Below are 12502 nucleotides of genomic sequence, written 5' to 3' on the forward strand. Positions count from 1 at the left end.
TCACGCAATGCAGCGTGGCGTCGCGTGTGGATTATCAAGCGCCGGACAGCCGCTTAACGTAGGGCCATCCGGTGCCGGCCCCTATGTCCGACACCGTCCACCGACCTTTCCGAATTCTGGAGAACACCCATGGCGCAACATCTGTTCCACCCCATCGCTCTCGGCCCCTACACACTTCCCCACCGGATTGCGATGGCGCCGTTGACACGCTCCCGCGCCGGCCAGCCGGGTGACATCCCGACGTCCATGAACGCCGAGTACTACCGCCAGCGTGCGAGCGCCGCGCTGATCATCACCGAAGCAACGCAGATTTCCCGTCAGGGCCAGGGTTATGCGTGGACGCCTGGCATCTACAACGACGAACAAGTGCAAGCCTGGCGCGAAGTCAGCCACCAGGTACACGAGGCCGGCGGGTTGATCTTCATGCAACTGTGGCATGTGGGCCGTGTATCGCACCCAAGCTTTCAACCCGACAACGCACTGCCGGTAGCCCCGAGCGCATTGCCCGTACCGGGCAAGACCTTCATCGTTGATGCCGATGGCAACGGTGTCTGGGGTGACGTGCCCGTACCCCGCGCACTGCAAACGTCGGAAATCGCCGACATCATCAGCGACTACCGCCGCGCCGCGCGCAATGCGCTGAACGCCGGGATGGATGGCGTGGAAATTCACGCTGGCAACGGCTATCTGCTGGATCAGTTCATCAACAGCAACAGCAACCAGCGCACTGACGGCTATGGCGGCACCCTGGAAAACCGCGCGCGCCTGTTGCTGGAAGTGGTGGCGGCCGTGGTCGACGAAGTCGGTGCCGACCGTGTCGGCGTTCGCCTGACGCCCATGGGGCGCTTCATGGGCATGGGCGATGAATCGCCGCAAGCCACATTCGGCTACATCGTGCGCTCGTTGAACCGCTGGAAGCTGGCCTATCTGCATCTGGTCGAGCCGGCCGTGGTCGGCACCGTCAAGGATGAAAACTTCGATCCACGCTGGGACGCGATCATCGGCCAGTTGCGTGGGGCGTGGGATGGCGTATTGATAATCGCCGGCGGCTACGATCCCGAGTCGGCGGAACAGGCCCTGGCGGACGGTCGCGCCGACATCATCGCGTTCGGCCGACCGTTTCTGGCCAACCCCGATCTGCCTCGGCGAATCCGCGAAGGCCTGACGCTCAACACACCGGACCCGAGCACGTTCTTTGGCGGCGATCAGCGTGGTTATACCGACTACCCGGTTTACGCCCACTGATACGCTGAACAGCGGACGCAAAATGGCCTGCCACATCGGCAGGCCTTCTTCATTACTGGCGGGACGTTACTGCTTGAGAATCAGCAGCGGCTCACCCTTCTTGACGATATACGTCGCCAGCTCCGAGCCTTTCTCGTTGCCGACGTTCTTGGCGATATGCGCCACGCCCGCCGGGATGAACAGCGAATCCCCCGCCTTCAGCGTCACCGGCGCCTGCCCTTCAAGCCGGTATTCGAACGTGCCGCTGATCACGTAAGCCACTTCCACCCCCGGATGCGCATGGTTGGGCGAAGTGACGCCCGGTTCAAAATCGACGCGAGCCTGGATCACTTCGCGATCCGCAGCACCCAGATCCTGACGAACCAGATCGGTGCGGCTCAGGCCCTGCTGCCAGCTTTTCGCCGGGGCGGCGGATGGGGTGTCAGCCGCGTGGGCGAGGCCGGTCAGCGAAACGAGTAAAGCGGCAGCGGTCATCAGAAGTGTGCGGCGCATGGTGTTGCCCTCTTGGAAGTAGTCATCTGTTGGCGACTACTTTGGGCGAGGTATGTACGCGGGATGTGTCCTGAGGTTGGGGTTTGTTACCCGATTGTGTATGGCGGCGGGATTGATACACGCGCATACAACTCACAGCACTTCAGACAGCCATTGCCTGAATGCCACGATCTTTTTCGACTCGGCATTTTCATGGGGCGTGACAAAGTAGAAACCCGACGTGGACTTCAGCCGCAGATCAAACGGCGCCACCAGTCGCCCGGCGCGCAAATCGTCATCGACGTAGGTCGAGCGACCGATGCACACGCCCTGCCCGTCAATCGCGGTCTGCACGGCCATCATTGCCAGATCGAAGGTCAGTCGCGGGCCTTTGGCCGTGAGCGGTGGCTGGCCTGCCGCGTGCAGCCAGTCGTTCCAGTCGTTGGCGGTCAGGCCGCTGACTTGCAGCAAAGGGTGATGGGCCAGATCCGCCGGCGTCTTCAAGGGCTTGTCGCCGGTCAGCAGTCGCGGGCTGCACACTGGGAAGATCTCGTCGGACATCAACCAGTCGGCGCGTAGCCCCGGCCAATTCCCGTCGCCATAGCGGATCGCCGCATCAATGCCGCCCTTGCGAAAGTCCACCAGCTCGGTGGAGGCGCTGATCCGCACATCAATTTCTGGATGCGCTTCGCGAAACGACGGCAGGCGCGGCAACAGCCATTTGGACGCTACCGACACCAAAGTGCTGATGGTCAGGACGCTGTTGTTGCTCGATTCCAGCAGCTTTTCAGTCGAGTAGCGCAATTCAAGAAACGCCGAGCGAATGCCGGGCAAGTACGCGTTGCCCTCCTCCGTCAGCGCCAACCCGTCCTTCAAGCGCATGAACAGACGCACGCCAAGTTCATCTTCGAGGCGCCGGATCTGATGGCTGATCGCGGTCTGTGTGACGTTCAGTTCTTCGGCGGCGCGGGTGAAGCTCAGGTGCCGGGCCACACATTCGAAGGCTCGCAATCCGTTGAGCGATGGCAGTCGGGGGAGCATATGACCTCTTCAGTCCATGAGATTTTGTCATACGCTAGCACTGCATTTGTCCTTTGCGAAGCGGCGCGGCGATAGCGGACTCTGAGGTTCTACCTGCAAGGAGATCCCATGAAACTGTACTTCGCCCCCATGACTTGTTCGCTGTCACCGCACATCGTATTGCGCGAGCTGGCGCTGCCGTTCGAGCTGATCCGCGTCAACAACCAGACCAAAAAAACCGCTGACGGCCGGGACTTTCGCCAGATCAATCCGAAGGGCTACGTGGCTGCGCTGATGCTGGACAACGGTGAAGTGCTGACCGAAGGCCCGGCGATTCTGCAGTACCTCGCCGACCTCGTACCCGGTCATGCGCTGGCCCCGGCCAATGGCACCTGGGAACGCTCGCGCCTGCAGGAATACCTGAATTTCATCAGTTCGGAAATTCATGGCGGCAGCGCGCCGTTGTTCAGCAGCGAAATCCCGGAAACCACCAAAACGATCTTCAAGCACAAACTGTTCAAGCGTCTGGATTACCTGAACCGCCTCCTCGCGACACAGCCCTTTCTGATGCAAGTGTTCGGCGTAGCGGATGCCTATCTGTTCACGGTGCTGAAGTGGTTGCCGACATTCAGTATCGCCATCGAAGACTGGCCAGCGCTGGTGAACTACATGACGCGCATCGCCGAGCGGCCCAGCGTGCGGGCGGCCATCGCGGAAGAGGATGCCACACAACCGGTGTGAAACCTCCGGTTGCGTGGCCGTCGTCAGGCCTTGGCGGCTTCGTCGATCAACGCCGCCACTTCTGCCGCGTGAGAAGCCAGCGACGCATGGCCGGCGTTCAACGTAATGACCTTTTTCGCATTGAGCCGCGCCGACATGCGCTTCTGGTTGTCCGGGTGGATCATCCGGTCTTCGCTGGAAATCTGATACCACGACGGCTTGTTCTTCCACGCCGGGTTGTTGATTTCATCGCCGAAGGTGCTGGCCAGCGGCGCCTTTTGCGTGACCGCCATCACCAGCGCTTCATCGGCCGGCAGGTCCTGGCAGAAACTTTCATGGAATTTGTCAGCCTTGAGCCAGAGGAATCCATCGCTGTCCGGCGCCAGATTCGGTGCGGCGGCCGGCAAATGTTCCTGGGTGATGCCGCCGGGGCTTTCGCCCTGATCCGGGGCGAACGCGGCGATGTAGACCAGACCGACCACATTCGGCTGATTGCCGGCCTGCGTGATGACCGCGCCGCCATAGGAATGCCCGACCAGCAGCACCGGCCCGTTCACCTGGGCGACCATTTTTCGCGTGCGCTCGGCGTCGTCGGCCAGCGAGGTCAGGGGCATTTCCACGGCCCGGATCGCGCTGTAGCCCTTGCGCGACAGTTCCACAATGACCTTGCCCCAGTGCGCGGCACCGCCCCAGAAACCGTGCACCAGCACAATCGTCGGCTTTTCACTCATGGCCTTTCTCCTGCTGTTCATGAAGGTCGATTTACCAATGGCGCTCAGGAGTATGGAGCGGTTCTGCCGATGCGCCCGCTGGCCAGACCAAAGGTGCGTTTCGGGATATGACAGTTGTTGAATGCCCCAGCGCTTCTATAGTGAAGGGGTTCATGCCCTTCTCCCGTCGAGCGCCCCATGGCCAGCACCGATCAACTGATCATCTGCGAGCATTGCGACTGCGTGTACGAAAAAGTCACGCTGGCCAAACACCAGAAGACCCTCTGCGTGCGTTGCGGCGGCGTGCTCCAGCGCTACAACGGCCTGAGCGTGGAACAACGTCTGGCGCTGAGTTTCACGGCGGCGATGCTGTGGCTGTTCGCCAATTTCTACCCGGTGATGAGCATCAGCATGAAGGGCCTGAAAAACAGCGCGACGCTGTGGGATTCGGTGCTGGCCCTGAGTCAGGGGCCGATCACCTTCATGGCGATGGTCGCCGCGATCTCGATCATCATCGCCCCGGCCTTTCAGCTGGTTTTGTTGATCTGGGTCTTGAGCTTCGCCCTCGCCTCGCGCCGTTCGCCGGGGTTCAAACTGTGCATGCGCTGGCTGGAAACGCTGCGGCCGTGGAGCATGCTCGAAGTGTGTTTGCTTGGCGCGATGGTGGCGGTGTTCAAACTGGCGGGCATGCTTGACGTCATTCCCGGTATCGGCCTGTTTGCGCTGGCCGTGCTCAGCCTGTTGCTGATCCGCATCGCCGGGCGCGACGTGCGCGAACTGTGGGACATCCTATGAAACGACCACCGACGGCAACCGAACTCAACCTCTGCCTGTGCCACAGCTGCGGACTGGCCTGCGACATGACCGGCGAGCCGCACCAATGCCCGCGTTGCGACGCCCCGCTGCATCGGCGCAAGACCAACTCGCTGACCCGCACCTGGGCCTACATGTTCGCCGCGCTGGCGTTTTACGTACCGGCGAATCTGCTGCCGGTGATGAACACCACCCTGCTCGGCAGCGGCGCTGACAGCACCATCATGAGTGGCGTGCTGGAGTTCTGGGAACACGGCGCGTGGGACATCGCCCTGATCATCTTCGTCGCCAGCATCGCGGTGCCGGGGGTGAAATTCGTGGCGCTGACCTTGCTGCTGGTCACCGTGCAACGGGACAGCCATTGGGCGCGCAAAGAGCGTTCGAAGCTGTACCGCTTCGTCGAGCTGATCGGCTACTGGTCGATGCTCGATGTGCTGGTGGTTGCGCTGGTGGCGGCGCTGGTGAAATTCCAGGCGCTGGGGGATATCGAGCCGCGACCGGGGATTCTGTTCTTCGGCCTCGTGGTGGTGTTCACGATGTTGTCGGCGATGAGTTTCGACCCGCGCGCGATTTGGGATAACGCGCCGGACGAAGAAACGGAAGAACCCCGACACTCGACTGAACAAGTGCCGGGGCATCAAGCGACGTAAATCAGATCTGCGCAGTACCGCCGTCAACGAACAACTCGATACCGTTGACGAAGCTGCTGTCATCCGAGGCGAGGAACAGCGCAGCCTTGGCAATTTCGCTCGGCTCGCCCAGACGCCCGATCGGCACGATAGACGCCAGTTGATCGAACAGCCCCTGCGTGTGTTCCGCCGGCACCAGCCCTGCCAGACCGGGCGTGCGCACCGGGCCAGGGCTGATCGCGTTAACGCGGATGCGCCGTGGTTTCAGGTCCAGCAGCCACGACCGCGCGAAGTTGCGCACCGCCGCTTTGCTCGCGCTGTAGACGCTGAAGTTCTCCGTGCCCTGCACTGAAGTGGTCGACGAAGTCAGCAGGATCGATGCGCCATCGCGCAGCAGCGGCAAGGCCTTCTGCACGGTGAACAGCGTGCCCTTCACGTTCGCGCCGAAAATCCGGTCGAAGTGCTCTTCAGTGATCGAACCCAGCGGCAGCATGTCCCCGCCACCAGCGTTGGCGAACAGGATGTCGAGGTGCCCGGCCTTCGCGGCGATCTCGCTGTAGATGCGATCCAGATCGTCCAGCTTCGCCACATCGCCCTGAATGCCGATGGCTCGCGGGCCGATGGCGGCGACCGCTTTGTCCAGTTCGGCCTGACGACGGCCAGTGATAAATACCGTGGCGCCCTGGGCCACGAATTCCTGCGCCGAAGCCAGGCCGATGCCGGTGGTGCCGCCAGTGATCAGTGCGATTTTGCCTTCAAGTCTGTTGCTCATGATGAATCTCCAGTAACCGTTTTCGAGGAAGGTGACGGGTCGTAGGTGAGCCGTTGAAAGCGACTTTAGGCCGATGGATTGAATGGAAAAATCCGCTAAATCGGTTTTGTTTGTGCACAGACATGCACAATACTCAGCGACATCTACATCACTGAGCCCAGCCGATGAATCAGTTAATGGCGATCCGCACCTTCGCCCGCGTCGTGGAAAGCGGTTCGTTCACCAAAGCCGCCGACTCGCTGAACCTGCCAAAAACCACGGTCAGCAAACTGATCGGCCAGCTGGAAAACCACCTCGGCGTGCGCCTGCTGCAACGCACCACCCGCCGCCTCACCGTCACCGCCGACGGCGCTTCCTATTACCAGCTGACCCAACAACTGCTGCATCAACTGGACGACATCGATCAGGGTTTCAGCCAGGCGCAAGGACTGCCGCGCGGCCGGATTCGCGTGGACATCGGCGGCTCGACCGCGACCATGTTGGTAATCCCCGAGCTGCCGAAATTCTTCGAACGCTATCCGGACATCCAGGTTGATCTGGGCGTCAGCGACCGCCCGGTGGACCTGATCAGCGAGCGCGTCGACTGCGTGATTCGCGGCGGCCCGCTGACCGAACAAACCCTGGCCGTGCGCCGCCTTGGTGAAGTGTCCTGGACCACCTGCGCCACGCCCGAGTATCTGCAACGCCACGGCATCCCGAGTCACCCGCTCGAACTGGCCAGCCATCAGGTAATCGCCTACCGCTCGGCCTCCACCGGGCGCATCCTGCCGTCGAACTTCCAGCGCAACGGCGAACGCCATCAGATCGAAGGCAAAGGCCTGATCAGCGTCAACGAGAGCAACGCGCACCTGGCGGCCGGGCTCGCCGGGCTGGGGATCATCCACACCTTCAACTACACGGTCAGGACGGCCATCGAGCGCGGCGAACTGGTGCCGATCCTCGAGGATTGGCGTCCGCCGGCGTATCCGTTTCATGTGCTGTATCCGCCGAACCGGCATTTGAGCAATCGGGTGCGGGTGTTTATCGATTGGCTGGTGGAGCGGTTTGCGCAGGTTGACTGAGCCCTCGCAATCGCGCCGTTTCGTCTAACCTGACTTTGCACCCGACGATGATTCCCCATCGTCCGCGCACTGATCTTGACGCCCACGAAACGGAGAATTCCATGCTCAAGCGAACCCTGGCACTGACCGCTGGTTTGGCCCTGTCCCTGTCCGCCGTGCTGGCGCAAGCCGCGGAGGTGTTGAAGGTCAGCGCGATTCCCGATGAAGCCCCGACCGAGCTGCTGCGCAAGTTCGAGCCGCTGGGCAAGTACCTGCAACAGCAATTGGGCATGGACGTGCAGTTCGTCCCCGTGGCGGATTACCCGGCGGTGGTCGAAGCCCTGGCCACTGACCGTCTCGACCTGGCGTGGCTCGGCGGTTTCACCTTCGTTCAGGCGCGGCTGAAAACCGGCAACGCCATTCCCCTCGTGCAGCGCGAACAAGACGCCCAGTTCACCAGCAAATTCATCACCGCCGACCCCAACGTCAAAAGCCTCGCCGACCTCAAGGGCAAGACCTTCGCCTTCGGCTCCGTGTCGTCCACCTCCGGCAGCCTGATGCCGCGCTATTTCATGCTCAAGGACGGCATCAAACCGGAAAGCTATTTCAGCCGCGTCGGCTACTCCGGCGCCCACGACGCCACTGTTGCCTGGGTGCAGGCCGGCAAGGTCGACGCCGGGGTGCTCAACGCCAGCGTCTGGCAGAAACTGGTGGACGCCGGCAAGGTCGACACCAACAAGGTCAAGGTCTTCGCCACCACCCCGGCCTACTTCGATTACAACTGGACCGTGCGCGGCACCCTCGACCCGGCGCTGGCGGCGAAGATCAAAAAAGCCTTCCTCGACCTCGACCCGGCCAACCCAGAGCACAAGAAAATCCTCGACCTGCAAGCCGCCAGCCGCTTCATCGAAACCAGCCCGGACAACTACAAAGGCATCGAGGAAGCCGCCCGCGCCGCCGACTTGCTGAAATGACCTTGCGCCTCAAACAGGGTTTTCTGCACCACACCAATGGTGTGGAAGCCTTGCGCGGCGTGGATTTGCAGATCGAGGCCGGCGAGCAGGTAGCGATCATCGGCCCGTCCGGCGCCGGCAAATCCAGCCTGCTGAACCTGCTGGCGACCGCCATTCGGCCCAGCAGCGGCGACATCGAAGTGCTGGGCGAGCGCGCCTGGCACTTGTCCGCCCGCCAACGACAACGCCTGCGCGCCCGCATCGGCCTGGTGCATCAGGCGCCGCCGCTGCCGCCCCGGCAACGGGTGGTGACGGCGGTGCTGGCCGGCAAACTCGGGCAATGGAGCCTGGGCAAAAGCCTGATCAACCTGCTGCATCCGCTCGACGTGCCCGGCGCCCGCGCCGCACTGGCGCGACTGGATCTGGCCGACAAACTTTTCAGCCAATGCCAGCAACTGTCCGGCGGGCAATTGCAGCGGGTCGGTATCGCCCGCGTGCTGTATCAGGCGCCGGAAGTGTTGCTAGCCGACGAACCGGTCTCGGCGATGGACCCGGTGCTGGCCGGGCACACGCTGTCGATCCTGTCGCGCCATGCCCGGGAGCACAACGTCACACTGGTCGCGAGCCTGCACGCGGTGGAACTGGCGCTGTCGCACTTCCCGCGCATCGTCGGTCTGCGCGAGGGGCAAATCCTGTTCGACTGCCCGTCCGCGCAGGTCAGCCGTGACATGCTCGACACCCTCTACGCCAACGAACAACTGCAATCCCCGGCGCCCACCGTCGCGCCGCTGGTTGTGCAGATTCCGCGATGCTGAGCGCCGACACCCGCGACCCCGCCGCACTGCCACGGTTGCTGCTGACCGGGCTGGCGATTGCCTTGCTCTGGCCCGGCATCCAGCTCAGCGAACTGGATCTGGGCGTGCTGTTTCACGCCGACAGCCAGAGTGAAATGGGCCGCTTCGTGTCGATGTTCTGGCCGCCGGAGCACGATCGCGAATTTCTTCAATTACTCCTCAAAGCCACCCTGCAAACCCTGGCCATCGCCACCGCCGGCATGGCCCTGGCGCTGCTGTTGGCAGTGCCGGCCAGCCTGCTCGCCAGCCGCGCCCTATCGCTGACCGCCGCTTCCCGCAGCGGCCGCCCGAGCCTGTTGGGCCGACTGCTGCGCTGGCCGGTGCGCGGGCTGCTGATCTTCCTGCGCAGCGTGCCGGAAATCGTCTGGGCGCTGCTGTTCGTGCGCGCCGTCGGCCTCGGCCCGGCGGCGGGCGTGCTGGCCATCGCCATCACCTACAGCGGCATGCTCGGCAAGGTCTACGCCGAAATCTACGAATCCACCGACCAACGCCCGGCCCACGCCCTGCTCCAGGCCGGCAGCGGCCGCCTCGCCAGTTTCGCCTACGGCGTACTGCCCAACGTCGCGGCGGAACTGCTCTCCTACACCGTCTACCGCTGGGAATGCGCCATCCGCGCCTCAGTGGTAATGGGCTTCGTCGGCGCCGGCGGCCTCGGCCAACAGATCGACCTGTCGATCCGCATGTTCGCCGGCGGCGAAGTCGCCAGCATGCTCCTGACCTTCCTCCTCCTCGTCCTCGGCGCCGACCAACTCAGCCGCCTGCTGCGCTGGAGGCTGGCATGAAACGCCTGATCAATCCGGTGCTGATTCTCGCCATTGTTGCGGCCGTCATTGCCTCGTTTACCTATTTGGGCCTTGATCTTGAAGAACTTGGCAGCGCTACCAGCCTGAAACAGATGGGCTTGTACGTGGCGCGCTTTCTCAGCCCCGACCTTAGCGCTGACTACCTGACGGCTATTTTGCGCGGGTCGATGGAAACACTCGCCATGTCTGCGCTTGGCACCCTGCTCGCTGCCGTGTTGGGCCTTTTATTGGCGCTTCCCGCCGCTGGCCGGTTTGGCTGGTTTTTTCAGAGTGCTGCGCGCCTGTTGCTCAATGCCCTTCGCGCGATTCCGGAACTGGTGTGGGCTGCGTTGATGGTGCTTGCGGCTGGGCTTGGGCCGAATGCCGGGACACTTGCCCTGGCCCTGCACACCACGGGCGTGTTGGGGCGGCTGTTTGCTGAGGCGCTGGAGAACACGCCGCCGGAACCGGCGGATGCGATTCGGTTGCAGGGGGGGAATCCGGTTTTGGCGTTCTGCTACGGCACGCTGCCGAACCTGGCGCCGCAGTTGCTGGCGTACTGTTTGTATCGGTGGGAGAACAATATTCGGATGGCCAGCGTGCTGGGGTTTGTCGGGGCTGGGGGGTTGGGGCAGATGTTGTATGTGAGCTTGAGTTTGTTTCAGGAGGCGCAGGCGGGGACGGTGATATTGGCTATGCTGATTTTGGTGTGGGGGGTGGATTGGTTGAGTGGTTGGGGTCGGGGGCGGTGGGTTAAGGCTTAGGTTGGATGGTCTTTGAAGTCGGTTAACAAAAATTTTCGTCTAGGTCCGCTTCCGGCCAAAAGCGGACGGTGAACTACCAAAGCCTTCGGTCAGAAGCGAAAGCATAAACAAAGTCCCTCATATGCCTTCCTTGGAAGGTCACCTTGCGCCAATGGCAAAGTAGGCACAGATATTTCGAATAACCCGTCCATATTTTTGTAGCCAAAAGCCACTACCAAGATTTACCTTATCCCACGTTAGGATAGGGTGCTGACGAATCATGAAACACGCAACAGCCATCCCTACTACTAAATATATTTTGTGATATATAACAATGTCGAGATGCAATATGGGGCGAATTCGTGAATTTCCGTTTGAAAGCAGTTTCACACCACTGTCCACAAATGGGGGCAGCTCAAAGTCAAACACTTTCTCAGTTCTTATAGGGAAAAACGGAGTAGGTAAAAGTCGACTCTTATCAGAAATTGCTGAAAATTATTCAAAAAAAATACTTGGGGAAGATGCTGTTTATTTCGACAGTGGCTTCACGCCTTCAAAAATATTAGCGATTTCAACTAGTCCTTTTGACAAATTTCAAGTTACAAAAAACAATACAAAGCAATGGGATGATCGGTACCATTACGTAGGCATGAAAGGGTCGCTCACATACACGAACAATGCAATGGCACTTATATCATCTGCCGCAAAAGGACTGCTGAATAAATGCTTAAAGTCAACCAGGACAAACAACCTAGAAGAACTCTTCAGCCTTCTGCATCTTGAAAAAAATCTGACTTTCATTTTTAAGCTAAATATAAAGCCTCACTTAGAAGTAGCTCAAAAACCATCAGCGAAAAAATTTATACTGGACTATGAAACAACTGGGATTGATTTATACACTCATCATGGAGGACCAAGCGACGAAGCCTTTCGAGAGCTGCTTGAAGACAAAGCATACGATGCATATATAAAATCAAGCCCCAGCATAAAAAGGGAAATTGCGAAGTCGCTGACATACGTATGGGGGCATCTAGAGACTAAGAAAAACGCATTATTTGGAATAAACTTCGATTATCGAAATAAGTTTTCCAAGGGATTTCTTGATAAAGAAATGGTTGAGTCAGTCCTCGCTCTACTTAACTCTGGAATAGTCAGGCTACTCGATTTAAAATTAAGAAAAATTAAAAATAACAGAGAGCAATTTCAAGAGCTTTCGCTTAGGCGAGCTAGTTCCGGAGAGCAATGTTTATTAGTAATAATGCTTGGAATTGCTGGACTGATTGAAGATGATTCGTTAATACTAATTGATGAGCCTGAAATTAGCTTGCACCCGTCTTGGCAAGAAAAATTCATGAGCCTGCTAATGACAGTGTTTTCAGATTATCATAGGTGTCATTTCATTATTGCGACACACTCGCCTCAAATAGTATCTCGCCTGGCAGCTGAAAATTGCTTCATTACTATAATGGGCGAAAACAAAATGTATTCAGCGTCTGAGTATTTTAACCGATCAGCCGACTATCAGTTAGCAGAGTTATTTGATGCTCCCGGAATAATGAATGAGTACATAACACGCTTGGCGTTTAATCTTCTTGCAAAGGTAAAGAAAAATAGAGAGGTTGACCTCAAGGACCAGGCGGAAATTAAAAAACTACAATCTATACTTAGTAAGCTTGACCCTCTAGACCCTAATCACGAGCTCTTAATATCTGTTATTGATACATGCTTGTTTTTCTTGGGTAGAGACTGA

General features: G+C 59.5%; 14 protein-coding genes. 10 read left to right on the forward strand and 4 right to left on the reverse strand.

What is annotated here, in order from left to right:
- Positions 1-129 precede the first annotated feature (129 nt).
- Positions 130-1245 carry an alkene reductase gene (locus AC1RT4_RS23005; RefSeq protein ID WP_493088055.1) on the forward strand — a complete coding sequence of 372 codons (1116 nt, stop codon included), beginning with the start codon at positions 130-132 and terminating at the stop codon, positions 1243-1245.
- Between the two features lie 66 nt (positions 1246-1311).
- Here AC1RT4_RS23005 and AC1RT4_RS23010 read toward each other — a convergent pair whose 3' ends face one another.
- Positions 1312-1737: a cupin domain-containing protein gene (locus AC1RT4_RS23010; protein WP_493088057.1), complete on the reverse strand. Its 426-nt coding sequence runs from the start codon at positions 1735-1737 to the stop codon at positions 1312-1314.
- Between the two features lie 132 nt (positions 1738-1869).
- Positions 1870-2757, reverse strand: coding sequence for a transcriptional regulator GcvA (locus AC1RT4_RS23015; RefSeq protein WP_493088059.1), 888 nt, complete (start codon positions 2755-2757; stop codon positions 1870-1872).
- A 108-nt stretch (positions 2758-2865) separates the two neighbouring features.
- Here AC1RT4_RS23015 and gstA point away from each other — a divergent pair, with 108 nt between their 5' ends.
- Entirely contained in the window at positions 2866-3477 is a 612-nt protein-coding gene (gene gstA, locus AC1RT4_RS23020; protein WP_493088061.1) for a glutathione transferase GstA, read from the forward strand.
- Between the two features lie 23 nt (positions 3478-3500).
- Here gstA and AC1RT4_RS23025 read toward each other — a convergent pair whose 3' ends face one another.
- Entirely contained in the window at positions 3501-4187 is a 687-nt protein-coding gene (locus tag AC1RT4_RS23025; RefSeq protein WP_493088063.1) for an alpha/beta hydrolase, read from the reverse strand.
- Between the two features lie 177 nt (positions 4188-4364).
- Here AC1RT4_RS23025 and AC1RT4_RS23030 point away from each other — a divergent pair, with 177 nt between their 5' ends.
- Positions 4365-4961 (forward strand): paraquat-inducible protein A, encoded by a 597-nt coding sequence (locus tag AC1RT4_RS23030; protein WP_134023388.1) that lies wholly within the window; start codon positions 4365-4367, stop codon positions 4959-4961.
- Complete coding sequence (locus AC1RT4_RS23035) at positions 4958-5629, forward strand: paraquat-inducible protein A (RefSeq protein WP_007955218.1); 672 nt, start codon at positions 4958-4960, stop codon at positions 5627-5629. Before AC1RT4_RS23030 ends, AC1RT4_RS23035 begins: the two co-directional genes overlap by 4 nt.
- 1 nt (position 5630) lies before the next feature.
- Here AC1RT4_RS23035 and AC1RT4_RS23040 read toward each other — a convergent pair whose 3' ends face one another.
- Complete coding sequence (locus tag AC1RT4_RS23040; protein WP_007955220.1) at positions 5631-6380, reverse strand: SDR family NAD(P)-dependent oxidoreductase; 750 nt, start codon at positions 6378-6380, stop codon at positions 5631-5633.
- Between the two features lie 164 nt (positions 6381-6544).
- Between AC1RT4_RS23040 and AC1RT4_RS23045 the strand changes: the two genes are divergently transcribed.
- From AC1RT4_RS23045 to AC1RT4_RS23070, 6 genes are all read left to right on the forward strand, one after another.
- Complete coding sequence (locus AC1RT4_RS23045) at positions 6545-7441, forward strand: LysR family transcriptional regulator (RefSeq protein ID WP_493088066.1); 897 nt, start codon at positions 6545-6547, stop codon at positions 7439-7441.
- Positions 7442-7542: 101 nt separating this feature from the next.
- Positions 7543-8394 carry a putative selenate ABC transporter substrate-binding protein gene (locus tag AC1RT4_RS23050; RefSeq protein ID WP_007955223.1) on the forward strand — a complete coding sequence of 284 codons (852 nt, stop codon included), beginning with the start codon at positions 7543-7545 and terminating at the stop codon, positions 8392-8394.
- The gene (locus AC1RT4_RS23055) at positions 8391-9188 is read left to right on the forward strand and encodes a phosphonate ABC transporter ATP-binding protein (RefSeq protein WP_493088069.1); all 798 of its coding nucleotides are present in this window, start codon (positions 8391-8393) and stop codon (positions 9186-9188) included. Before AC1RT4_RS23050 ends, AC1RT4_RS23055 begins: the two co-directional genes overlap by 4 nt.
- Positions 9182-10009, forward strand: a complete 828-nt coding sequence (locus tag AC1RT4_RS23060; RefSeq protein ID WP_192564763.1) for a PhnE/PtxC family ABC transporter permease — start codon at positions 9182-9184, stop codon at positions 10007-10009. Before AC1RT4_RS23055 ends, AC1RT4_RS23060 begins: the two co-directional genes overlap by 7 nt.
- Complete coding sequence (gene phnE, locus AC1RT4_RS23065) at positions 10006-10773, forward strand: phosphonate ABC transporter, permease protein PhnE (RefSeq protein WP_493088072.1); 768 nt, start codon at positions 10006-10008, stop codon at positions 10771-10773. Before AC1RT4_RS23060 ends, phnE begins: the two co-directional genes overlap by 4 nt.
- A gap of 328 nt (positions 10774-11101) precedes the next feature.
- Entirely contained in the window at positions 11102-12502 is a 1401-nt protein-coding gene (locus tag AC1RT4_RS23070; protein ID WP_493088074.1) for an AAA family ATPase, read from the forward strand.

It is taken from the genome of Pseudomonas sp. GW821-FHT11D10 (assembly GCF_058808435.1).

Excerpts from the sequence above, each read along its gene's own strand:
- AC1RT4_RS23005 (WP_493088055.1), top strand. The coding sequence starts at position 130 with ATGGCGCAACATCTGTTCCACCCCATCGCTCTCGGCCCCTACACACTT.
- AC1RT4_RS23010 (WP_493088057.1), bottom strand. The coding sequence starts at position 1,737 with ATGCGCCGCACACTTCTGATGACCGCTGCCGCTTTACTCGTTTCGCTG.
- AC1RT4_RS23015 (WP_493088059.1), bottom strand. The coding sequence starts at position 2,757 with ATGCTCCCCCGACTGCCATCGCTCAACGGATTGCGAGCCTTCGAATGT.
- gstA (WP_493088061.1), top strand. The coding sequence starts at position 2,866 with ATGAAACTGTACTTCGCCCCCATGACTTGTTCGCTGTCACCGCACATC.
- AC1RT4_RS23025 (WP_493088063.1), bottom strand. The coding sequence starts at position 4,187 with ATGAGTGAAAAGCCGACGATTGTGCTGGTGCACGGTTTCTGGGGCGGT.
- AC1RT4_RS23030 (WP_134023388.1), top strand. The coding sequence starts at position 4,365 with ATGGCCAGCACCGATCAACTGATCATCTGCGAGCATTGCGACTGCGTG.
- AC1RT4_RS23035 (WP_007955218.1), top strand. The coding sequence starts at position 4,958 with ATGAAACGACCACCGACGGCAACCGAACTCAACCTCTGCCTGTGCCAC.
- AC1RT4_RS23040 (WP_007955220.1), bottom strand. The coding sequence starts at position 6,380 with ATGAGCAACAGACTTGAAGGCAAAATCGCACTGATCACTGGCGGCACC.
- AC1RT4_RS23045 (WP_493088066.1), top strand. The coding sequence starts at position 6,545 with ATGAATCAGTTAATGGCGATCCGCACCTTCGCCCGCGTCGTGGAAAGC.
- AC1RT4_RS23050 (WP_007955223.1), top strand. The coding sequence starts at position 7,543 with ATGCTCAAGCGAACCCTGGCACTGACCGCTGGTTTGGCCCTGTCCCTG.
- AC1RT4_RS23055 (WP_493088069.1), top strand. The coding sequence starts at position 8,391 with ATGACCTTGCGCCTCAAACAGGGTTTTCTGCACCACACCAATGGTGTG.
- AC1RT4_RS23060 (WP_192564763.1), top strand. The coding sequence starts at position 9,182 with ATGCTGAGCGCCGACACCCGCGACCCCGCCGCACTGCCACGGTTGCTG.
- phnE (WP_493088072.1), top strand. The coding sequence starts at position 10,006 with ATGAAACGCCTGATCAATCCGGTGCTGATTCTCGCCATTGTTGCGGCC.
- AC1RT4_RS23070 (WP_493088074.1), top strand. The coding sequence starts at position 11,102 with ATGGGGCGAATTCGTGAATTTCCGTTTGAAAGCAGTTTCACACCACTG.